At 44.9% G+C, this 23,323-nt stretch carries 21 protein-coding genes and 1 pseudogene; 10 read left to right on the forward strand and 12 right to left on the reverse strand.

Features of this window, described 5'->3' with window-relative positions:
• Positions 1-166: 166 nt before the first annotated feature.
• The 3 genes and pseudogenes from CTT30_RS20630 to yegD all read right to left on the reverse strand — a co-directional run bounded on the left by CTT30_RS20630 (position 167) and on the right by yegD (position 3,725).
• Positions 167-782 (reverse strand): annotated as a pseudogene (locus CTT30_RS20630) (fumarylacetoacetate hydrolase family protein).
• Positions 783-973: 191 nt separating this feature from the next.
• A complete protein-coding gene (locus CTT30_RS20635) occupies positions 974-1,984 on the reverse strand; it encodes a porin (RefSeq protein ID WP_239835420.1) in 1,011 nt (336 codons plus the stop codon).
• A gap of 388 nt (positions 1,985-2,372) precedes the next feature.
• Positions 2,373-3,725: a molecular chaperone gene (yegD, locus tag CTT30_RS20640; protein WP_252036847.1), complete on the reverse strand. Its 1,353-nt coding sequence runs from the start codon at positions 3,723-3,725 to the stop codon at positions 2,373-2,375.
• A 152-nt stretch (positions 3,726-3,877) separates the two neighbouring features.
• On the opposite strand from yegD, the gene CTT30_RS20645 reads away from it, so the two are divergent.
• From CTT30_RS20645 to CTT30_RS20675, 7 genes are all read left to right on the forward strand, one after another.
• Positions 3,878-4,753, forward strand: a complete 876-nt coding sequence (locus tag CTT30_RS20645; RefSeq protein ID WP_252036848.1) for a LysR family transcriptional regulator — start codon at positions 3,878-3,880, stop codon at positions 4,751-4,753.
• A 102-nt stretch (positions 4,754-4,855) separates the two neighbouring features.
• Positions 4,856-5,866, forward strand: coding sequence for an N-acetyltransferase DgcN (gene dgcN, locus CTT30_RS20650; RefSeq protein WP_252036849.1), 1,011 nt, complete (start codon positions 4,856-4,858; stop codon positions 5,864-5,866).
• Between the two features lies 1 nt (position 5,867).
• A complete protein-coding gene (dgcA, locus tag CTT30_RS20655; protein WP_252036850.1) occupies positions 5,868-6,839 on the forward strand; it encodes an N-acetyl-D-Glu racemase DgcA in 972 nt (323 codons plus the stop codon).
• A 351-nt stretch (positions 6,840-7,190) separates the two neighbouring features.
• Positions 7,191-7,499, forward strand: coding sequence for a helix-turn-helix domain-containing protein (locus CTT30_RS20660; RefSeq protein WP_239835425.1), 309 nt, complete (start codon positions 7,191-7,193; stop codon positions 7,497-7,499).
• Between the two features lie 154 nt (positions 7,500-7,653).
• On the forward strand, positions 7,654-8,262 hold the full coding sequence (locus tag CTT30_RS20665) for a GGDEF domain-containing protein (RefSeq protein ID WP_252036851.1): 609 nt from the start codon (positions 7,654-7,656) through the stop codon (positions 8,260-8,262).
• Positions 8,263-8,395: 133 nt separating this feature from the next.
• Positions 8,396-9,565: a substrate-binding protein gene (locus CTT30_RS20670; RefSeq protein WP_252036852.1), complete on the forward strand. Its 1,170-nt coding sequence runs from the start codon at positions 8,396-8,398 to the stop codon at positions 9,563-9,565.
• Positions 9,558-11,369 carry a GGDEF domain-containing protein gene (locus CTT30_RS20675; protein ID WP_252036853.1) on the forward strand — a complete coding sequence of 604 codons (1,812 nt, stop codon included), beginning with the start codon at positions 9,558-9,560 and terminating at the stop codon, positions 11,367-11,369. Before CTT30_RS20670 ends, CTT30_RS20675 begins: the two co-directional genes overlap by 8 nt.
• Positions 11,370-11,418: 49 nt before the next feature.
• Here the strand turns inward: CTT30_RS20675 and CTT30_RS20680 are convergent, their stop codons facing one another.
• Complete coding sequence (locus CTT30_RS20680) at positions 11,419-11,613, reverse strand: hypothetical protein (protein WP_239835429.1); 195 nt, start codon at positions 11,611-11,613, stop codon at positions 11,419-11,421.
• Positions 11,614-11,990: 377 nt separating this feature from the next.
• On the opposite strand from CTT30_RS20680, the gene CTT30_RS20685 reads away from it, so the two are divergent.
• Together CTT30_RS20685 and CTT30_RS20690 are read left to right on the forward strand one after the other, a co-directional pair.
• Positions 11,991-13,781, forward strand: coding sequence for a M28 family metallopeptidase (locus tag CTT30_RS20685; RefSeq protein WP_252036854.1), 1,791 nt, complete (start codon positions 11,991-11,993; stop codon positions 13,779-13,781).
• 171 nt (positions 13,782-13,952) lie between these two features.
• Positions 13,953-15,737, forward strand: a complete 1,785-nt coding sequence (locus CTT30_RS20690) for an alpha-amylase family glycosyl hydrolase (protein ID WP_252036855.1) — start codon at positions 13,953-13,955, stop codon at positions 15,735-15,737.
• Between the two features lie 53 nt (positions 15,738-15,790).
• Here CTT30_RS20690 and CTT30_RS20695 read toward each other — a convergent pair whose 3' ends face one another.
• Positions 15,791-16,405, reverse strand: coding sequence for a DsbA family protein (locus CTT30_RS20695; protein WP_252036856.1), 615 nt, complete (start codon positions 16,403-16,405; stop codon positions 15,791-15,793).
• 173 nt (positions 16,406-16,578) lie between these two features.
• On the opposite strand from CTT30_RS20695, the gene CTT30_RS20700 reads away from it, so the two are divergent.
• A complete protein-coding gene (locus CTT30_RS20700; protein ID WP_019274709.1) occupies positions 16,579-16,761 on the forward strand; it encodes a hypothetical protein in 183 nt (60 codons plus the stop codon).
• Positions 16,762-16,810: 49 nt separating this feature from the next.
• Here CTT30_RS20700 and CTT30_RS20705 read toward each other — a convergent pair whose 3' ends face one another.
• The 7 genes from CTT30_RS20705 to CTT30_RS20735 form a co-directional block, all read right to left on the reverse strand.
• Positions 16,811-17,437 (reverse strand): LysE family translocator, encoded by a 627-nt coding sequence (locus CTT30_RS20705; RefSeq protein WP_239874453.1) that lies wholly within the window; start codon positions 17,435-17,437, stop codon positions 16,811-16,813.
• Positions 17,438-17,549: 112 nt separating this feature from the next.
• Positions 17,550-18,335: a LytR/AlgR family response regulator transcription factor gene (locus CTT30_RS20710; protein ID WP_252036857.1), complete on the reverse strand. Its 786-nt coding sequence runs from the start codon at positions 18,333-18,335 to the stop codon at positions 17,550-17,552.
• On the reverse strand, positions 18,325-19,383 hold the full coding sequence (locus CTT30_RS20715) for a sensor histidine kinase (RefSeq protein ID WP_252036858.1): 1,059 nt from the start codon (positions 19,381-19,383) through the stop codon (positions 18,325-18,327). Before CTT30_RS20715 ends, CTT30_RS20710 begins: the two co-directional genes overlap by 11 nt.
• The gene (locus CTT30_RS20720; RefSeq protein WP_252037622.1) at positions 19,383-20,615 is read right to left on the reverse strand and encodes a hypothetical protein; all 1,233 of its coding nucleotides are present in this window, start codon (positions 20,613-20,615) and stop codon (positions 19,383-19,385) included. Before CTT30_RS20720 ends, CTT30_RS20715 begins: the two co-directional genes overlap by 1 nt.
• 34 nt (positions 20,616-20,649) lie before the next feature.
• Positions 20,650-21,399: an outer membrane lipoprotein-sorting protein gene (locus tag CTT30_RS20725; protein WP_252036859.1), complete on the reverse strand. Its 750-nt coding sequence runs from the start codon at positions 21,397-21,399 to the stop codon at positions 20,650-20,652.
• Entirely contained in the window at positions 21,392-22,651 is a 1,260-nt protein-coding gene (locus tag CTT30_RS20730) for an ABC transporter permease (protein ID WP_252036860.1), read from the reverse strand. Before CTT30_RS20730 ends, CTT30_RS20725 begins: the two co-directional genes overlap by 8 nt.
• Positions 22,639-23,322 carry an ABC transporter ATP-binding protein gene (locus CTT30_RS20735; protein WP_252036861.1) on the reverse strand — a complete coding sequence of 228 codons (684 nt, stop codon included), beginning with the start codon at positions 23,320-23,322 and terminating at the stop codon, positions 22,639-22,641. The genes CTT30_RS20730 and CTT30_RS20735 overlap by 13 nt, the downstream gene beginning before the upstream one ends.
• Position 23,323: the final 1 nt, after the last annotated feature.

The following is a 23,323-nucleotide window of genomic DNA, read 5'->3' on the forward strand; positions in this document are numbered from 1 at the left end:
CGAGGCCAGCAATACAATTAAGCAGCTCAATGTCATCATTCAGGTGACGAGCCCCCCTGCGACTGACTGAAACCTTTTGGTAGCGAGTGACAGCATTCCATAATGATAACCTCTGAATGCATTTTCCTTCAGAGGCTATCCCTCCCAATGGCTTAACGGTAGAGAACTATTGCGCTACCCACTCAATTTCTATTAAAGTCTTGCCGTTAGCGATCAAACGGCCAAGAAATACATCACCCAAGTGAACTTCTCCCACCCCTTGTGGTGTCCCCGTCATGATAATGTCACCGTCACAAAGCGTCGTGTAAGTTTTCAGCTCTTCAAGAATCGTTTGAGGAGGATAGAGCATCTGTGTTACCGCCCCTTTTTGAACACGGACACAATTAATGAATAACTCAAGCTCAAGTGATTCAATCGCAATACCATTTAATGGAATAAATCGGGCTGAACACCGCAGAACCATCAAATGCTTTAGCACGCTCCCAAGGTAAGCCTTTGTCTTTGAGTTTGGATTGCAACCCACGCTTAGTTAAATCTAACCCTAAACCGACCGCACTGTATTGACCATTGCGTACAATAAAGCAGATCTCCCCTTCGTAATGCAGAGTTTCACCATGATGAGCCATCAACTGAGAAGAGATAGAGGAGGAAGGTTTATTAAATATCACCATTTCATCAGGAATCGCATTATTCAGCTCTTTGATGTGTTCAAGATAATTTCGTCCCACACAGAGGATCTTGGTCGGGTGGATAGTTTTCTCGCCAATTTTAACCGAATGCATGCTTCTTCCTTGATGATTAACGCTGACGGTCATGTTAATTCAACCGATTGATGAATTGACCAATTGCGTATCGAAACTAAGATCCAATACCCAATATTGATGCACTCAAAGCCTATATAACAGAAAAACGCCTACCCAATACAGGATAGGCGCTAACACAAGTATGTGTTGAGGCAGTAGATGTTATTATTTTATAGGAAGTAACGAGCACCAATGGTCCAATTGTCTTCCTCTTTCACGTTGATATCATTGCCTAGATCAAACTGATAACCCACAAACCCCATAAACTTAGGTGTGAAGGTATACTCCGCCTGCAATGCAGACTCACTGTACTGCGTTTTACTGGTTTTATCGTTAATCTCTGCTTCATAGTTAGCACTTAAATTCCAGCCGTTACCGAATGCATAAGCCAATAAAACTTCATATTGATCGCTTTCAGCCATGGTTCCGCTACTCACTACATCATCGTTCATGTTTTCATTCATTGCATAAACAACGGCCGAGTATAGTCCATCTCCGTATGAGCCTGAGCTAAATGCAAACACATGCGAATGCGCATCTACATTTGCAACGTCACCGCCATTGTATGAATAGCCTAGGTTGAAACCATACACGCCCATTGATAGTGCAATTTGTCCACGAGCATCATACAGCGTGCTAGACGTCGAGTCAGTGTGCTCTCCTTGCCAAGCGAGACCTAAGTTTAAGCTTCCCATGTCACCAAGCTCGATCGCCTTGCGGTAACTGACCATGTCCTCGCCCCGAGCCGTACCTAGATTGTTGTGATCGTCATATAGGTATTCGTTGGCAAACGCGATAGGTAAATCCGCAACACCTGCTACGTCATAGTATGGAGACCACTGTGTCCCTACAACAAATCGGCCAAACTGATCATGAGTTGCTCCTATGTAACCCAGACGGGTAGTAAAGGAAGTATCACCACCATCCAAGTAATCGAGTGCCCATTCACCTTTTGCATCGACTGTCACACCATTACCCAGATCTTGCGTACCCGAGATGTTGATTCGAGGAGAGACATCATGCACTTCAACCTCATCTGCAGAGTCATACTCACCAATACCTACATCAACGTAGCCACCGATAGAGATTGTTGAACCTTCGCTATTGTAAATTTCTGCCGCGAAAGCGTTAGTACCACATGCTGTTGCCGCAATGACAGCGGCTAATAATTTAATTTTCATAACTTAACGTCCGTTTAGGGTTGTAACCTCTGTCCGTGTATGGCCTGAAGGGCCAAAGCATCACGAACATTTAAAACGTAGTACGAAATATTCAAAAATTAAGTGCAATTGATTGCTTATGATGGGGTTTTATTAGCAAATACTCAAATAATAAAAATATGAACAACTTTTAACCATATGAAAAACCTACCTTTTTTAAGAGGGGCAATAATTTTTCACTTTGAACGATCGACTTCACATTTTTTAAAATTTAATCGGAACTTTTTTGAAAAAAGTAAAAAGACCTCTATCAATAGAGGCCTTTTTAAGCTAAATCCAGTCAAATTAACAGGATAACGACTAGACGAAATGTAACGACAAGAAGCAAGCTTTGTTATCCATTAATAGACTATCTGAAAATGGTATTCGCCCAACGTGCAAGTCCCGCTGTCACAGAGCCAAAATAGTTGCCACTAACCAAAGGTATCTCGGGTAATACTGATCTTACTGCTCCTGCTAGAATAGGTGAGCGAGCAGAACCTCCTGTCATATAAATCACATCGGGTTTTGTACTGCTTTGTTTAATAGCTTCAACCACCAACGCTTTAATTTTTTCGGTCGGATTCAAGATCGCTTGCTCTATTTGTTCGCGCGTCACAGAAAGAGAAACGACTTCAGAAAGTAGATCTAAATTTGCGTCATACGTTTCAGCATCAGCCAGTGCTATCTTGGTTCGCTCTGCTTCACGAATCACTGAATAGCCAAGCGTCTCTTGATGCACTTGTACTAGTCGAGCCAGCTTTTCAGGCTCTCGTGCTTCCTTCCACATTTGTCGTAGTAGCTTGAGGTTGTCATGCGCGTAAAATTTTCGCTGTGCCTGAACATCATTAATTGCAATGGGGTTCCAAAACTGAGTAGTGGGTATATCCAAACCAGACTGACTAGTAGACCCCATCCCAAACGCCTGCATAAAGCATTTAAAGGCAGTGAAAATATCTAGGTCATTGCCGCCTATTCTTTGACCTGAATGCGCAATCAATGACTGGGTACGATCTTGTTTACCACACCAAGTTGGTCCCATTTGAACAAATGAACAGTCTGTCGTTCCGCCACCAATATCTACAACCAGTACATTTTTGTCGGTTGTTAGACTCGCTTCGTAATCCAAGCCAGCCGCCAAAGGCTCAAACTGGAACTCAATATCTCTGAAGCCTGCTCGTGAAGCAGCACGACGCAAAATGCCTTCCGCTTGAACATTCGATTCATTACCCCCTCGGCCAAGAAAGTTAATCGGACGCCCAATAACGGTTTGTGAAACCTCTTTTTGTAGTGCGTACTCAGTCTGCGTCTTAATATTGGCCATCATGGCACAAACCAAATCCTCAAAGAAAGCCAACTGCATATCGCGTAAGCCAGTGACACCAAGAAAAGATTTTGGTGATTTGACATAATAGACATCTTTCGGGTCTTCCAAATAAAGCTCTAATGCTTGCTGTCCAAATCGCACATCATCAAAACGTACCTCCAGTCCTTCTTCACGGTTTAGCTTAATCGCCCGACGCAAAACACTTTCGCTGATATCACTTCCAGGTGAAATATCCAAGCAGCGAAACAAATACTCCGATACCACTTCTGCCGTTGGTGCGCACAGTGTTGACGAAATATAGTAGTTATCTCCAACAAGAGGGATTTGTCTGACCTCGTCATTGACTAACTCTGCCACCGAACAGTTCGCCGTTCCGTAATCGAATCCAATCGCCATTAATCACCTCTCTATGCTTCTGCCAAAATAGGGCCGCACAGTAAAGCCTACCCGCATAAACAGGTCAACCCGGTTTGGTTAAATCTTTTTAACTTGTTCTGTTTGTTTTAAAGTGACGCTAAGTTATTCACGTTCTTAGAGGGAAATTGGCTGTGAACCTACGTCAGATAGAAGTGTTTTATGCCGTCATGCAGACTGGTACGGTTTCAGGCGCAGCGAAGCAGCTTCATGTTTCACAACCCAATGTAACCCGAGTACTGGCGCATACTGAGCAACAACTTGGTTTCACCTTATTTGAGCGGATTAAAGGTCGACTAATACCAACTCAAGAAGCACACTTTCTGATTGCAGAAGCCGAAAAAATATATCAGCAGCTCGGACAGTTTCGACGCTTAACCAGTAAGCTCAAACACGGTCAACATCATCTTCGTATTGGTGCTCCGCCCATCCTAGCATCGGGGTTTCTTTCTCCAATGATCGCCCAAGTGTGTAAGTATACCGATTATACCTTAGAGGTGTGTACAGCAAACAGAGATGAGCTCATTGAAGGTTTGGTCAAAAATGAATGGGATCTCGCAGTATGTTTTGGAGAAGAGACAGCGTCCCCCATCGTCCAAAGCACACTATATAATACCGAAATGAAAGCATTACTTCCCACAGGAACATGCGAAAACACTTCGGTCACACTCGCGGATTTACTTGAAAGCTCGTTGCCATTAGTCACCCTCGACACAAGAGACCCACTTGGAATTCAACTACATCAAAGTATCCTTGCCACTTTCCCCAGCTTTCATTCCACAATCAGTGTGAGAAGCTATAACGTTGCCGCAGAAATGGTAGTACATGGCGCTGCAAACGCCGTTGTCGATCCTTGGACGGCTCAGCATTATCAATTCAACCCTCAGGTTCATTGCGCCTCACTTACCCCTGCTATACCAGTGACGGTATCGTTACTCTATTGCCAGCACTCGCCACTGTCAGTGTCTGCCAAATGGTTCGCAGAGCAACTTAAGAAAGATACGATTTAAACGTATAACTTGATGTTATACCCTACAAACGAATAAGTATTCGGCTCTAAACACTGGTTTTAATAGAGTGAGAGAATCTCTAACCCGATAACCAGGATGCTTATGTCTATCACTCAACCCTACCTACTCTTCCTAGGCGATGTCACTGACCCTATTGCCGCCAAAACTGCACGAGGTATTGCACTCTGGAGACCGGAACAGTGTGTCGGTGAGCTCCGCCTGACAGATGACACTGTCACTCTCAACCTACCTAATCTATCTCTACAAGAAGCCAAAAACCAAGGAGCAAAAACTCTGGTAATTGGTACTGCCAACGCTGGTGGTTACATACCCAACAACTGGCTAACTTGCCTAATCCAAGCGGCAGAACTTGGTTTTGACATTGCCTCAGGCATGCATCAGAAGCTAAAAGAGATCCCACCGCTTGCTGAGTTGGAAAAGCAAGGAATAACTCGCCTTCACGATGTCCGTCATTACGATCAAAGCCTTGAAGTGGGCAAAGGCATTCCACGTCAAGGTAAGCGATTATTAACGGTAGGTACTGACTGTTCCGTGGGTAAGATGTTCACAGCACTCGCATTAGAAAAAGCATTAAAAGACATTGAGGTCTCAGCACAGTTCAAGGCAACTGGACAAACCGGTATCCTCATTGACGGCCAAGGTATCTCAATTGACGCTGTTGTTGCGGATTTCATTTCAGGCGCCGTAGAAAAAATCAGTCCGGAATTTGTCGATCATGATTGGGACATCATCGAAGGCCAAGGCTCCTTGTTCAACCCTTCTTTTGCTGGTGTCAGCCTTGGTTTACTTCACGGTGCACAAGCTGATGCACTTGTGCTGTGCCATGAAATAGGCCGCCCGCACATTCGCCATTTACCTCATTGCCAACTACCCAGTATTGAAACCACGATCCAGGCGAACCTAAACGCTGCACGACTGACCAACCCTCAGGCACTGCTTGCGGGGATCAGCCTCAATACATCAGCAGTAAGTGAAGAAGAAGCAAAAACACTATGTGCAGACTGGCAGGACAGATATCAAGTGCCTGTCACCGATCCGGTACGCTTTGGTATAGCAACCATTGCCGCCAATATTAAAACTCTGAGAGGGTAACATGGACATTACCGCTTGGAGTGAATCGATCCCTCTCGCAAAACCGTTTGCTATTTCACGTGGTGTCAGAACCCACTGTGACATCGTCAGAGTCAAGATTTGCTATCGTTCACATGTCGCATTAGGTGAGTGCACGCCTTACCCAAGGTATGGCGAAAGTGTTGAATCAGTGTTAGAACAAATTCAACAGGAGATCCCTAGACTCAATACGCTTCCACCTAAAGAAGCAAAAACTAAACTGCAAGGCATGTCTGCAGGTGCAGCGAGGAATGCGCTCGACTGCGCACTATGGGATTTGATGGCAAAAGAGGACGGATTACACTTTCCATCTCCATACTTTGATATTCGCTCTAAAATGGAAACAGCGATGACAGTTTCGATCGACACACCAGAGAAGATGGCCCGGCAAGCCAAAGAATACGTCTCTCAGGGCGCGACTCTACTGAAAGTCAAACTGGATAACAGGCAAATTCTGCCAAGGGTCACAGCCGTCAGGCAAGCCGCCCCCAAAAGTAAAATTATTCTTGATGCCAATGAAGCATGGCAAAATGAATCCCTAACGACTCTATTTCAGGCACTCCACACGCTCAACATCACCATGATTGAACAACCCGTGCCTAAAGGCTACGACCATATGCTCAAAGGGATACCTCACCCTATTCCTTTGTGCGCTGATGAGAGTTGCCACACTAGTGACGATCTTACAAAACTAGAAGGCTGCTATGAGATGATTAACATTAAGCTTGATAAATCAGGAGGCCTGACTGAAGCGATAGCTCTGGATCAGCAAGCCAGAGCCAAGGGGTTCCACATCATGGTGGGCTGCATGCTGGGCACTTCTTTAGCAATGAAAGCCGCTCTGCCTATTGCCACACGTGCGGACATCGTTGACTTAGATGGCCCTGTTTTATTAGGTACTGATATTCTTGATAGCTTGAAATACCAATCTGGCACTTTAGGTCTAGACAAATAAATCAAATAATTTATTTTTTAGAAATTATAAGCTCGCATTAAATATTATTTGTTTTTTGCGAGGTTATTGCCCACTTATTGATCAATCAATAACCCAAAGTAACTAGGCAAAACTAATATTAAAGTACTAGAAAAACAATTATAAAAATTCATACGATACATTATTCAAATATAACCCTAAATTGACAAAACATTATTCTCAAGTTTATAAAATCCCTGTCGATAACAGTGAAAAAGTCATTACTTATTTAATAGATATACCTAAAAACTTAGAATCTAAAAATTCCTTAGTAATATATCTAATACTATAAGGTTAAAATGGCTCTGCTTTGATAGTGGAGGTACTCACTGCATGACCAGCCCATTACCTAGAAGGCTAAGAGACATAAGAAAGAAAAGAGGGATCACTCAAGAAGAGCTGGGACAAAAACTAGGAATGGAGTCAGGAAGCGCTAGCGCTAGAATTAGTCAATACGAAACTGGTAAACATGCTCCTGATTACACGACTGTAAAACGCATATCTGCGGTATTAGATATAACCGTCGCTTACTTCTACTGTGATGACGATACACTAGCAAATATCATAATAGAAGCATCCAGCCACAGTGAAACAACAAAGCTTGATATTCTTAAAATACTAGAAGGGATTCAAAAACAATAAGTTAGCATCTTTGCGGTTTTGGATAGACACAACAATGATTTCTGAACTCGACCTCGCCATACAACTGATAAAAATCATAATTCTTCTCTACATTTCCTACCTTTTATTGCGCCATCAAGTGAGCAATAAAATATTATATGGATGTGTATTAGCTATGGTCTCGATGATCATTGAGCTATACATCAACTATTATCAGTTATCGTGGCCAACGATTACTTTTGAGCATCAAGATGTCATCTTACTGATTTCATCGATAACGCTGCTTATAGCTCATGCATTGATGCTATCTGGAGTATCTTCGTTATATTTTAAACTCAAAGAAGAATCTGAGAAAGATCACCTTACTCAACTTCATAATCGAAAGTTCATGCCTAAGATACCGGAAAAAAACTACGATGTGATCTATTTGGATATTGATAACTTCAAGACGATTAACGACACATTAGGGCACGATTATGGAGATGCTCTACTGGTACTCTTCGCACGATATTTGTCACACTGTGTTTTGAAGAATGAATATTTAGTTCGTTACGGAGGTGATGAGTTTATTGCTTATGTCCGGCCAGGTCGCAGTAGTGATTTTATTGAGCGTTTACTAGATTATGTGGCAAACTCCGAGATTGAATTCAGCTATGGCGTTTCCGGCAGCAAGAATGGTGAATTATTTTCGGCAATTACACGAGCAGATAAAAATATGTACCTGATGAAAAGGCGCAGGTCGTCGTCAAAAGGGCGCCGACCTGCTCAAGCGAATGAATCATGAATGCATTTCGCTATCTCCTGAGCGATTTTTGCTGTTAGCAAAGTAATATATCTCATTGCCTTACAACACTTTACTTAATGCGCTTTTTAAACTTTTATTAATAGAATACGAGAAAGGATTCTCAAGGTAGCTTATGGTGATACGGATTAGGCATAAGATAAAATTGGTTTCTACAGCATTGATTTTGCTGTTCACCGTCAGTTGCCTTCCCCAGCAACCCAATATCAAACTTGGTGTTGTTTTACCCCTAACAGGAAGCTTTTCCATATACGGTCAACAAGCATTAAAAGGCGCCCAACTGGCAGTAGACCAAATCAATGCACAAGGTGGGGTACTCAATCGCCAGCTGGAGCTTGTTATCCGTGATAATCAAACCGATCCAGCGAAAACCGTGAAATACAGCCGTGAGCTTGTGCAGCAAAATCAAGTATTTGCCTTGTTTGGCCCTGTAAGCAGTGCAGCCCGTTACGCGATGGCAGAAGTTGCAGAAACTTTTTATACGCCCCTTTTTTATGGGATCGATTACGAAGGCCGTCATTACAGCCGATATTTGATTTGCTACAGCACAATACCTGAGCACTACATTGAACCCATTGTCCCTTATTTGATAGAGAATATCGGTAAAAACTTCTATATCTTTGGCTATGACTACATTTGGCCGCACAGGATGGCTAAGAGTATTGTAAAGTCAGTCAGTACACATCAGGGAAACGTCACCGATATTGAATTTACCCCATTTGGTATAAAAGACTTCACTCCCGTATTCGAACGTATAAAAGAATCTGGCGCTGAAACATTGATGCTCATCCTGCCAGGGGCTGACGGTTTTACGTTCTTATCACAGATGAAATCTTTTGACTTTGGCCGCGATGTTCAGGTTGTTGCTTTCGCTGCTGATGAAACCTATCTATCCAATCTCGATAACGATTCACTGGAAGGCATACTGACGGCTCTGCACTTTTTCAGTAGCAACGACGATCCCATTCTGCAAAAATTCGTCAATGACTACAAAGCTCATCATGGCACCGAATCTGTTGTGACCTACTCTAGTAAAGCTCATTATGACCTCATTTACTTGCTACAAGCCGCGATTGAACAAGCTGGGGTTGTTGATAAAGAAGCCGTCATCAATCAGCTACCGGGATTAACCCTATACGAAAAAGATCTAGCAATTAAACTCAGAGATGACCATCATTTTGAGCTACCAATGTACTTAGGCCAATTTGCGGCCGGACAGCTTAACGTCATCGAGCGACTAGGGATCATTAAACCTGAGGATCAAAGATCTGTAGGCAATGAATAAACTCAGCGTAAAGATTTTCATCATACTTTTGCCTCTAGCAATTTCATTGCTGATCTTCAGTTACGCCTATTATAACGCGAGAGAAAAGCTCACCATTGACCATATTTATCAATCTGTACAGCTTTCTGCTTCGTTAGGAGCGAATGAAATTAGCCATTATGTTGAGGGTCGTTTCACTGAGTTTGATCGACTCAGTAATGAAATAAGTACCTGTAAAGAAGGGGAAACGTCTCTATCTTTATCCGCTTCAGACGCTCTAAGTTTCACCAGTGGTTTTTCCGCGCTCGCGATTTCCGATTTATCAGGTCAAGTGACACACTTTAGTCTGTCATCAAATAAAAGTAATCGCTACGTACTGCGTAAAAATATCAAAGGACTGATTCTCCTTCCCGAACATGTCCTAGCCTTGCTACACACTTCTTACCAAGAATGGCAAACCTCCTACCCTGAAAACCTCAAGCTGGAAAAAGAAACACTCGAACAATTACTCGCCCTAAACAAACGTGGCGAAATCAACTCTCAGGCAAGCCGAAATTTGAGTAACTTATTGGTAAAGATTCGCGAAGGACGGAGCCTTCCTCGCCAAGTCATCAGCTTAGCCAGTGCAGAAACCATTTCAAAGCTTGGTCTAATCTTTGATACTGCAAGTTACTTCTACTCTCGCCCCCTTATTGACTGTAATCAACAAATCATCGGCTTCTATACCGCCGTGTTGGATCGCACTATTGTTGAAGACCATCTGTACCAAATAAAAAATACTCTTACCCAAAGTGGACTTGAACATGTGGATGTTCTTATGGTTCGCAACCAAGGTCTTCGTTCATTATCCTCTGTCAACCACTTACCACTGGACTCTCTTGCCACAACGGGGCTGAATCCAACCAATAAGCCACAGATGAGAAATGACCTTGGAGGAATTCTCATCAATCAACCAATTGTTCTCCATACTCAGAACCACCTCATCTCGGTTAATAACCATCTCCCAACGGTTCCCAACAGCCAAAAGGGTGTCAGTTTGATAGTATTTGTATCGATGGACGAGTTGAAATCGAGAAATCTATTGTTACTACGTGAAGTGTTACTTTACTTAATGATTGCACTGTTTTTATTCGTTTCTTTGACACTTTTTCTCTCCAGTTATATCGCATCACCTATTGTTGACCTGCGCCGCCGTATTTCCATACTATCGAGAACAGGAAAAGCAAATACTGACTTTTCAGTCCGTGATGATGAGATTGGCCAACTTTTTAGTGCCTTTTCCGACATGGCTTACAGCATCAAGACTAAAGAGTCTCAACTGGTTAAACTGGTACGTGAAGACCCTCTGACTGGCATTCTTAATCGACGTGCATTAGTCGACCACGCTGAAGATATCAGCCGCCATAATGCGCCTTCTTGTATTTGTATGATGGATCTTGACCACTTCAAGCAAATTAATGACAACTACGGCCATGCTATTGGAGACTCGGTACTGAAAACCTTCTGCACTTTGGTTACGAGCGAAATTCGAGAATCGGATATCTTTGGCCGACTCGGTGGCGAAGAGTTCGCATTAATCTTACCGGAGACCCAGCTTGAAGAAGCAGTGAACCTAGCGGAAAGAATTCGAAGTCGAGTAGAAATACAGCTTGTCGCCAGCTTACGCTCGGTAGTAAGTAGCCAGGTAACAGTAAGTATTGGGGTTGTCGAGTGGCTGGATGATGACTTTGACAGAGCACTCTCGAGAGCTGATAAACACTTATACATGGCTAAAAAGGAAGGGCGAAATCAAGTTAAGTTTCAAGAAACGATAAGCCCACACTAATACTATGTGGGCTTTTGTAGAATCACAATAAATCTGCCCCTAACATGACTTACTCATCAAGCGACATCCCTACCTGGCCGAGTTTAGTCTTAAACTCTTCAATACTGTCCGCCTGATAAGTGGGCGAGCCGTTAAAATATCGTGGTTTTTCAGGCAGCATGGCATTTTTCAACGCGTTCTCCTGATCAAGATCATCATGGTAAACGGTAACGCGATGTGGAATGTCCTGTTTAAATGTCGCCATTTTCTATTCTCCTTTTCGTCTTACGTATACACGAGTTTAAGCGTAGAAAAGAAAATCAATCTGTCAAAGCTGGTAAAACGCTCATCAACCACCACCAACGACCAAGGCCCACGAATAGAAAACAACACACATATCAAATAGCGATACATCACGAAATTACCGATACTAAATCTATCAATTAAAAGACCTTATAATTTATGTAACTAATTGAAAATGTTGATTTTGAGATCTAGAACATTAGCTCTAGCTATGAATTACATCTTTCTCATTTTTATTATTTGATATGCATTCATTTTTATAAAAAATGTATTTTTTAACATTTTAATAACTTAATCTTTTATGAAGAATGGAATGGATTGTTTAACAAGGAGTCACACATGCAAGTAAGCATAACAACAAAAAAATCCATTCTCGCAACTGTTATCAGTACCACCATGTTATCAGGGTGTTTCTGGGATGACCCACGTGAGGTGGCAAAATACGTCAGTGAAAATATCGACAGAGATGAAGTCGTTAGCCACTTAGTCACACTTGAAGGCTTAGCTTCTACGACTACCGATGGCAACTCTATTACTCGTGCAGCAGGCACACAAGGCTATGCTAACTCGGTTGAGTTTATTGTTGAAACCATGAGAAAGCATGGTTACATAGTTACAACGCAAGAGTTTGACTTCCGTGCTTGGGAAGAGCTGGCTGGCACGAAAGCCAATATCGATGGTAAAGATCTTATTAGCGTACGTGAGGCCGATGACGGTGTTGAACCCGATTTTGCCGTCATGTCTTACTCAGGTAGCTCAAATGGGCCAGTGAGCGGTGAGATTGCCTTCGTGACACCAGACTTCCGTTTCGATGCCCCTGATTACGACAGCACTGATGGCTGTGAAGCCTCTGATTTCACAGGCAAAGATGTGGCTGGGAAAATAGCGGTGATACAACGTGGTGGCTGCTCATTTGACGCAAAAGTGGTTAACGCCGAAAATGCAGGAGCAAAAGCGGTCATTGTTTTCAACCAAGGTAATGATGAAGGCAGAAAATCTGTCGTTAACGGCACGCTCGGTAGTGATACTAAAGCGACTATCGCCGCTTTGGGTGCGCGTTTCGATCTTGGTCAAGAGTGGTACAGCAAAGCGCAATCTGAAACGGTATTGGCAAACCTGACGGTCAACGTGCAAGATGAAGACGTAGTAACACAAAACATTCTTGCGGAAACCCCTCGTGGTAACGCTGATCAAGTCGTCATGCTCGGTGCACACCTTGACTCTGTTCCAGAAGGCCCAGGGATCAATGATAACGGCACGGGCACAGCGGGTTTGCTTGAATACGCGGTCACACTGTCTGAGCTTAAAGTACCTGTTAAAAACAAAGTTCGCTTCGCATGGTGGGCGGCTGAAGAAGCAGGTCTAGTAGGTTCTGAGTACTACACCAATGACTTATTCCAACCAATCTACAATGATGCACAGGCTCAAATTCTTGAAGAATTAGGTTTAGAGGATCCTAGCCAGCTGACTGAGGAGCAGATTGAGCTGGTTGAAGCCCGTTACACTGAACTCAACAAAGTGAAGCTGTACCTCAACTTCGATATGATCGGCTCACCGAACTACATCTATGGTGTGATGGATGGTGACTTATCTGATACCAAAGATAGTCCAGATAACGCTTACACTGGCGATTTCAAACCGCCATATGGCACCTCTGATATTGAGTCTATCTTCCAAGAGTTCTTTACTGAAAAAGAAGAAGCAACCATTCCTCAAGCTCTGTCAAAACGTTCAGACTACGCTGGATTTGCAGATTGGGGCGTAGCATTTGGCGGTCTGTTCACGGGTGCTGAGAAAGTAAAAACAGCTGAAGAAGTTGAGAAATTTGGTGGCGACATCGATGTGGCTTACGATAAGTGTTACCACCAGAGTTGTGATGACGTGAACAACGTCAGCCAAACAGCACTGTTTACCAACACTCAATCACTTGCGTACGTAACGACTTACTACGCAATGAGCAAGCAATTGTTCCCAGAGCAACCAGAAGAGCCGGAAGTGCAAGCGCTACGTGCCTTCTCTACAGCTGAGACGCCAAAAGAGAAACTACGCATTGGCGAAAGACTCAAAGCAGCAGACAGCGTCTCCGACCACGATCACTTCCACGGTGATTTTGATCAAGACCTGAAATAATCACCTTTCGTAATACAAGCGCCGTGCCTCGCACGGCGTTTTTCGTTCTATCTCACGTTTTCATCACTGAGCTTCTTTCTACGCCCCACACTCTCGCCAAAAGGAGGAGTCAAACCCCACCAACTTCCACTAGCCTTAAATCAACCTCAATAAGAATGGCTAGATTGTTGAATGAAGAAGTACAGTATTTATCAGGTCTTTACCCGCCTATTTGGCAATACGAATACCACCAATCAGCCATGGGGCAACATAGATACCAATGGGGTTGGCAAGTTCAGTCACTTTACTGAAAAGGCTTTAAATGAAATTCGTGATTTGGGCATCACACACATCTGGTTTACTGGCGTACCACACCATGCCCTAGTCAATGATTACACGCATATAGGAATCGACAATGACCACCCTTCGGTTATCAAAGGCCGCGCAGGCTCTCCTTACGCGGTAAAGGACTATTACTCGGTCAACCCAGATCTAGCTGATGACCCCAGTCGACGAAATCAGGAATTCGACGATTTAATCAGTCGCACCCACAATGCTGGCCTCAAAGTGATCATCGACATCGTACCTAATCATGTAGCTCGGGTTTATAAAGGATTAAACAACCCTTCGGGTGTGGAAGATTTTGGAGCTCACGATGACACCAATGTCTGTTATCACAAAGACAACAACTTCTACTATATTCCAGATGCTCCTTTTGAACTGCCAAGCGAATTATCGCCTGAAAAGATCCTTGGAGGAGAAGCACATCCTCACTTGGAGACGCCCTATCAGGAGTTTCCGGCGAAATGGACAGGCAATGGCTCAAGGAAAGCTCAACCGTCCATTGATGATTGGTACGAGACCGTAAAAATCAATTATGGTGTTCGCCCTGACGGCAGCAAAGACTTTCCTATCTTGCCAGAAGAGTACCGCTTTAAGCCTCATTCGGAGCACCATCAATTCTGGCAGGATAAATCCGTTCCGGATGCGTGGAAAAAGTTTCGGGATATCGCACTTTACTGGCTTAAAAAAGGCGTCGATGGCTTTCGCTACGATATGGCCGAAATGGTGCCTGTCGAGTTCTGGAGCTATTTCAACTCTTCGATAAAAATGGCTAACCAAGATGCCTTTCTGATGGCTGAGGTCTATCAGCCGGAACTTTATCGCAACTATATCCAGCTCGGAAAAATGGATTATCTCTACGACAAGGTTGATCTCTATGACCAGTTGAAATCAATTATACAAGGTCACGGTTCTACGCGAGAGATTGGCCGCATTGAGTATCAGCTACGCGATATTGAGCACCATATGCTGCACTTTCTCGACAACCATGATGAACAGAGATTTGCCTCGCCTGAATTTGCGGGATGTGCTCAAAAAGGCAAACCCACCATGTTGGTGTCTACTTGCCTATCAAGCTCTCCTAGCATGATCTATTTTGGTCAGGAAGTCGGTGAGCCTGGAGCGGAATTCGGTGGATTTGGCACACCTAGCCGCACGTCGATATTCGACTATGTGGGCGTCCCTCACCATCAGCGTTGGATGAACCATGGTGCTTTTGACTGCGGCCAACTGAGTGAGGATGAAAAAGCGCTGAGAGCCTTCTACCAAAAGCTGCTTAACCTGACGTTAAAAAGCCCTGCACTATTGGGAGACTACCACGACCTTTACGCCGCAAACTTTGACAACTTCGGTGAAATGCAAGATCAGTTGTTCGCTTTTGCCAGATCCAGTGAAGAACAAAAGCTGATTGTTGTTGCCAATTTCAGCGCGCGACAAGGTAAACAAGTCGAACTGATTCTCCCTTACTCACTCATTACTGACTGGCAGCTGCTTCCCGGACAATATCGTTGGATAGATAGGATGGGTAACTCGGAGTACACCCTGAATGTGACTCAAACATCAGCTTCCATTTCTATGCTGCTTTCACCACTGGCAAGCCTGCTTCTAGAGCTTACATCACACACTTTAGAATAAGGCGATCGCTGTTCCTCTGCTCTCACCTGTATTAAGACTTAATGCGCAATACTCTAGGCTATTAAACGATGAATCTGCTCAATAGTATCTTGAGCAGATTCATAATCAACGGGCAGCTCGACCACACCATTGGCCGTCTCTACAAACAAGGATGGGAAACTATTCCCGCCGATAGAGCGAGCGAAACCCAGCTCCTCCATAAGTTGTTGGTTCAGAGCTTCAGACTGAAAATCTTGCAAGAACTGCGCTTCATCAAGACCAATCTCCCCTGCTATCGCAATCAAAACTTCACTGTCACTCGGGTTTCGTGCTTGAAGGTAATAAGCGTGCTGAATGGCGCATAGCATCTCTTTCTCCGCTCCCTGCTTACGTGCCGCTAACACTGCTCGACAAGAAGGATAAGTTGAGCGCTTAGGGGTATTTTTTGTCCAGAAGTCATAGTTGAACTCAGTGCCCAGATAGTTTTCGATCTTTTTCCAATATGAGGCAATTTGTTCACGCATGGCGATGGGCATAGGCTCCATGGAGTCTGGCGCCAATCCACCCACCACATACTGCACCGTCACCTCATCAGCTAACGCACTCTGGATCTTTTCCCAAGTGGGTTTATAACCCCAACACCAAGAACACATAGGGTCGTAAACGTAGTAGAGTTTGGCTGCTTGCATGAGTTCATCCTTATAATACTGAGTAGCGAATCAGGGTCTACATCACCAATTCGTCTATTTCTCTTAGCCCCATAGAGGTAATTGTACCCTCTGCTTGATCAAGATCATTTTAACAAAGTGATTACATCATTTATGTTGACATAATGTTACGGAGATTAACAAGAGGGATGCCCATGGAACTGAAAAAAGACCCAAGATGTTACACTGACGTTTGTGTAGGTGGTAAATGGTTTCACCATGATCACTGTACCAGTAAAGCGTATATGCTCAAGGGCGGCGCAGACGTGAGTGTAGAATTTAGCAAAATACCTGAAACAGAAGACGAACTAATTGAACTGTTGATTCAGAGTGTTTAAGCAGCAAGCGCTTAGCAACCCTCATTGCTAAGCGCTTGCTTTTATCTGTCTATTTGTTGATTGCGAGGTAAGTACCAGCCGCAATCATTACACCACCAGCCCCTTGATTCAGCTTGCGCTGAGCACTTGGAGTTTTCAGCACTTTAACCAGTCGCCCAGCACCAATCGCTATCATCATTAACCCTGTCATCAGAGCAACAATGCTTAATACCGCAGCCAGTGCAATATCCTGACTATTAAGAACGGTTAAGTCCATAAACGTTGGCAGGAATGAAATATAGAATAGGATCACTTTAGGGTTTGAAGCCGAGATCAGAAAGCCCTGTACAAATCCGGCGATATGAGACGGTGCTTTTGGTGTTTGATCTTGGTGAATCGCTTCACTGGCCTGAGGCAGTGCTTTGATCATCTTATAGCCGAGATAGATGAGGTAAGCCGCACCGACATAGCGAATCACGACAAACAGTGTCGCCCAGTTTTCTGCTATTGCAGCCAACCCCAAGCAGGCTAAAAGGAGATAGATAACATCGCTGGCAACCATTCCAGCAGAGAGCGAAATACAGTGTTTTGCGCCTGAAACCATCGCACGAGCAACAATGGCAAATACGCCCGGCCCAGGTGTGATGCTAAAGATCAACATAGCGATAAAAAAGGTGATCGCACTTTCAACGGTCATGGTTCTACCTCAATCAATTTTCATCACAGAAAAATAACATTATTGACTCAAAACACAATGCCTAAATAGACAACACAGTGACTAAGCCTCTAGCCACTCTCTCCTGACATGATTACCACATACTGGTAAATTTGCTTTGCATCGCTCTGCTGATGGGAATGCTGTCGTCACCAATTACTGCTACCATTTTTCCGGTAAAATCCTTCTTCACTTTGTCTATCATCGAGACATTAACCACACTCGAGCGGTGCACTTGCCAAAACAACTCCGGATCAAGTTGAGCCAGTAGTTCCTTTAGTGACGTTCGCAGCACATACTCGACTTTGTTGCCCTGCTCTCGCTTGTACAGAGAAACGTATTTGTCTTCCGCTTTGAAGTAGAGAACCTCTGATAAAGCAATGAGATGGATCTCTTCACCTTTGCTTGCTCTAATCCAACTTAAATATTTCGGCTGAGCAGGCGCGTTGATCTGCTGAATCTGATTCAGCAAAGTGCCAAGTTCCGTCGCGGGTTCAGCTCTATGTAACCTCGCTTTCAGTTTTTCAACGCATTGAGTAAGACGAGCATCAGAAACAGGTTTAAGCAGATAATCCACCGCATTAGTTTCAAAAGCTTGGACAGCGTATTCGTCATACGCCGTCACAAACACAATATGAGGCTGGCAATCACGCTTAGAGAGCTTCTTCGCCAGTGACATACCATCCAGCCCGGGCATTTTTATATCCAGAAATACCACTTGAGGTCGATGTTGCTCGATCATTTCAAGGGCTTGCTCACCATTTGCAGCCTGCCCGACAATATCGAGCTCTGGCCAATACTCAGCAAGCGCCTGATTAAGATGACGACGCAGCAACGGCTCATCGTCGGCAATGACGGCGGTAAGAAGATCAGTTTGCATCCATGTTTTCCTCAAGTTTCTCCAATGAGCGACGTTGTACAGACAACTGAGCAATCACACCACCCGATGCATTCTCTTTCAGCTTCAGTGACGCATGTTGACCAAACAAAGTGGTGAGCCGATGACGAATATTGTCCAGCCCAATACCTTGCCCAGCATGACTAGGCGTATCGCTAAAACCAATCCCATTATCGATAACAGAAATGGTCACACTATCCTGATTTTCAGCAACCTCTACTGTTATTTTTCCACCGACAGAGCTGGGTTCAATGCCATGTTGTACTGCGTTCTCCACTAGCGGTTGAACCAACAGAGGCGGTATATTGAGGTCACCCAAACAATGGGCAGATATTTCATAATTCAAGCGCTCTCCGAGCCGTATTTTTTGAATGGCAAGGTAAGCATCCACCAACTCTAGTTCGCCTTTCAAGGTCGTACTGTTCTGGCGATTTTGCTGCAACGTCCCGCGTAATAGCTCGGTCAGTTTCTCCAGCATCAGCTTGGCACCTTTAGTGTCGTCATCAATCAGCACCATAATGTTCGCCAATGTGTTGAACAAGAAATGAGGTTCAATCTGGCTTTGCAGCTGTTTCAGTTGGCTTAGTAGCAGTGCCTTCTCTTGCTCCGTTTGAATACGACGAGCACGTTCGAGCTCCTTTTGAGCCTGTAATTTTTGCTCATGCATATAAAAGTAAAGCAAACACGCCATGGAGAAGATAAACCCAAGGATAATCACTGGCTTCATCTGACTAAAGTCTGCAAACTTATCGTACCTACTCAGCCAGTAGTATGCGTTTAGTGTGCCAAATACCATTGAGCTACCAATGGCCATTATGCTGAGTTGACGCCGAGTCCAACGCTCACTCGACCACTGTAACAAATGCGAGCTCAAAACCGCACTGTACCCGTAACCAAAGCTAATCAGAATATGTTCCCAAAATGGGCTCGGCCAAATCGTTTGTGTCACAAACGCAATAATCAGGCAAAACACCGAGGTGAAGACAAGACTTTTTAAGAAATCAACCGTACGAGTAGTAACGTCAGTCATCAAAATTTTCCTTTTAGATTTATAAAAATCATACGCTTATCAGCTAAATTTGCATATACAGATTCATGGCTTCCCGTCATAAAACGGGCAGCAAGTTCAACGTCGACCGAAGTCTGTCCCGAGTCATAAGCACTGTAGTTAATCCACTGTGTTGCAATGACACCGCCGTCTTGTGGCGATAATAAGAGATCAAAAGTAGGCTCTACATTCTCCAGCCATAAGGTATTTTTACTCCATTGCCACTGACTCCAGCTAGTAGGATTCAAACTCCAATGAAACATGATGTTATGCTGCACCAGATTGATATGGTTGAGCCCCTGAGCGTACGAATGTGAAAGACCAGCGGTGCTGGAACTTTCTGATAAAGCAGCCGCTCTTTCCAGTCCCTGACGCCAATCCTCTTTGCTCCATGCCCGATTGTCATACCAATATTCGACAATGATTTGATTGCCGGCTTGGCTAGCCCAATTAAGCCCAACCAAACCTTGAAAGCCACTACTTTTGTTAGCCAGAATCACTGGTGAGTAGAGGCCTTGCTGCTCAAACCCTAGGTAGTCTCTCTGGTACACAAAAGAAGCGTGGTACGCCCATGACGTATCATAAACAGACACCATGGATCCGCCAATTAAGCCTTGTCTTACATCGTCATAGTAAGCAATGCCCTGCCATTCCGTCTCGTCTGTCAGCCAGTAACGACGCAGACCAATGCCCTGTTGCTCAGTTCTTTGTTCGAGCTCGCTAGACTCTTGCTTTGTCCAGCTGGAATCGCTGTAAAGCAAACTCCACTCTCCCGAAAGGTCAAAATATGATGCCATTGCGACACCTGCGCCCTCCTCTACCTGAATTCCCACTGGGTTGCGCCGATAAGGTTTGAACAAGTCTAAGGGGCGATATCCATACCCTACTCCCCAATCAAGGCGGACTTTACCCAGCGTCATATCAACCGGCAGTACGCCTGTCTCCCAGACGCCTTGCCAAAATAGCTCCTGAACAATCAACTCACTATCAGCAGAGTCGGATGAGTTGCTCGACGCCAGTTGACTACTCTTTGCTGCTAACAGGCCGCTCCAATTTTGCCACTCGGCTTGCACACGAAGCAACGCGTCTAGCTGCTCAGTGTGCGACGCCGTATGTGGTTCAAACCAGACGGAATCTCTGTGCTGATTCTGGCTACCACTGACCGTCCAGTCCCAGTTGAAACTTGGCTGAGCAAGGCCACTGCCTGGAACCATTGCTGCCAACGCGAAAATCAAACGACAATTCACGTTACAGCTCCGACAGTGCGTTACGTGTCAAAAATGCCGGAATATAGTACTTATCTTCAAGTTGATGAGCCGTCACTTGCTGATATTCAATGACCGTTTTCTTCGCTGGCTGAATCTTGTCAATCAAGGTCATGCTCACGACTCTTGACTGGCCATCGCGCTCACCCTGCTCAAACAATGCCTGCTTAGCCAGCTTGCCAGATTTTAAGTACAAGTCGGCTTTGATCGGGAAATCGCTCTCCGATTCCAACCATAATTCGATGCGATCGTAACTCGCACCTTGAGTTACAGACTGCAGAGAAAGCTGGTTTGCCAGCACTGGCCGCTCATTGATGGTCAAGGTTTCCTGAGCCGTCAGCGTTGCTCGGTAATCCTGACTCCAAGTGAGAGTAGATACATCGCCAATGGAGGCTTCACCGAGTAGCTTTTGCATTGGTGTTATACGGATCGGGCGACGACTTTTAGGCATCACTAGCCAATAGTTGTCTCCCAACATCAACATCTTTTGCCCCGCTTCAACCGGTGACTTAAACACAACCAAAGACTCTCGTTCGGGGCGCGTATAAACATTGTATTGGCGTGTTTTATCCAGCTCTCCGTTTTTATACAAGGTAACGAGAGAAACCACTTTGGCGGACGCCGTATCAAGGCGATAGGCATCTGCATTTTTGACCATGGTGGCCGTGTCATTAGCGAACGCACCAATACTCAACAGACTCAATCCGATGACGATAGAAAGTGATTTAAACATAGGTCAATGCCTCCGTTATCGGCTTATTGACACCCTTTCGGGCGGATAGAAACGCAGCGAGAATGCAAATCGCCATGACACCCAATGCGCTATAACTCAGCAGCTCGGGTGAAAAATAGATATTGAGTGGATAACCGTCGGTTCGACCCGGTGGTGGTGGCATTTGCACATCCACCACCATCAGGACAATACTGGTGAAGGCAGTCAAAAGCCCGCCCAAGAGTGTGCCGATGCCAGCTAACAGTGCTGCTTCGCGCACAAACCCCGCCACGATTTCCGCAGGATATGTGCCTAATGCGGACAAGGTTCCGATTTCTCGCGTTCTTTCCGTCACCGACATTGTCATGGTGTTAAACAGAGCAACGAACACCACCAGCGACATCACCGCCCCCATAATGCCGAAGATTCGATCATATAAGTCTTTCACTTTGGTGTAGAAAAAGGCTCTTTGCTGCCACGGCGTGACTTCCAGTGCTTGACTATGTGGTAAAGAAGCGAGTCGTTCTTCCACCCAACTCTGAAGCTTCAATGTGTTCTGTGTTTCGTAGAGGAAGACCGACAAGGTACTCACTTTATCGCTCACCAGCAGTTCCTGTACCGATTCAATATGCAGGTATAGCTGACGCTTATCTAAGTCCGGTACACCCGTTGAATAGATACCATGAACTTTAAAGTCGAGTGCATTCAACGCGCCGTCACTCGTCGTCGCAAGCACGGTGATCCAGTCACCAATTGATACGTTGAGGTTACGGGCCAAATCGACGCCCAGCATCACCTCAGGCTCCGAGGGTTGATACCGCGAAGAGCGAATATCAGACAAGGTTTTACCCTGACGCACGTCGAGAAACGGCCCCTTCATATCGAACTCACGTTCATTCACGCCAGTACCGACAAAAATGGTCGATTTATTGCCATTTGAGACCAGCCCTGTGAACTCAATCCTAGGCTGAATGCCTCGTATATCCGGATTCGATATCAGTTGCTTGTAGATCGCAGCGCTGTCTTCCAGACCATTCGTCAATGGCATGTCTTCATCTTTCTCGAAAAATCCGGGAATGCTGATTGTCAGATGGCCCGTATCCCGCGCTGTTGATTCTTGGAGTGATTCATAGGTGTAAAGCCCAAACCCACCCGCTGACGTCAAAGCAAAAACGGCAATCGTGATGATAAGAGCGGACAACACACTGCGACGACGATTTCGCAGCAAATTCAGATACGCTATGCGCACTGATTGAGGAACTAACTGGCCCATTTCATCGCCTCCTCGCTTATTCTGCCATCCACCAACGAGAGTGTGCGGTCACACTGATTCGCCATTCGCTGATCATGCGTAGCCACAATGAAGGTCGTTCCCAACTCATGACCAAGGGTTTTCATCAGCTCAATCACACGCTGTGCGGTATGGCTATCCAGACTGGCGGTTGGCTCATCGGCAATAACCAGCTTGGGTTGATGCACCAGCGCCCGTGCAATGGCGACGCGCTGTTGTTGACCACCCGAGAGATGATCAGGTCGATGGTGAGCAAACTCTTCCAACCCCACTTTGCCAAGCATTTCCATGGCGAGCCGTTGCTGCTGTTTGGCAGAGTATCCGTTCAACATTAGTGGGTACGCCACGTTTTCCCATGCACTCATTACGGGAACCAAGTTAAAGCGCTGGAATACAAAGCCCATGCTGGTCCGCCTCAATTGCGCCGATTGTTGTGGCTCTTTCGGGTATGCCGAACCATCGAACGTAACCAAACCTTCATACTCATTATCAAGCAAACCAAGAATATTCAGTAGCGTGCTTTTGCCAGAGCCTGACGGGCCACAAAGCGCGACCATTTCACCATTACTGATTTCGCCAGTGACGTTGCTGAGTGCCTCCACTCGCTGCTGACCGAGTTGGTACTGCTTGGCTAGATTTTGAAACTGCAACATG

This window comes from Vibrio coralliilyticus (assembly GCF_024449095.1).
Classification (GTDB): Bacteria; Pseudomonadota; Gammaproteobacteria; order Enterobacterales; family Vibrionaceae; genus Vibrio; species Vibrio coralliilyticus_A.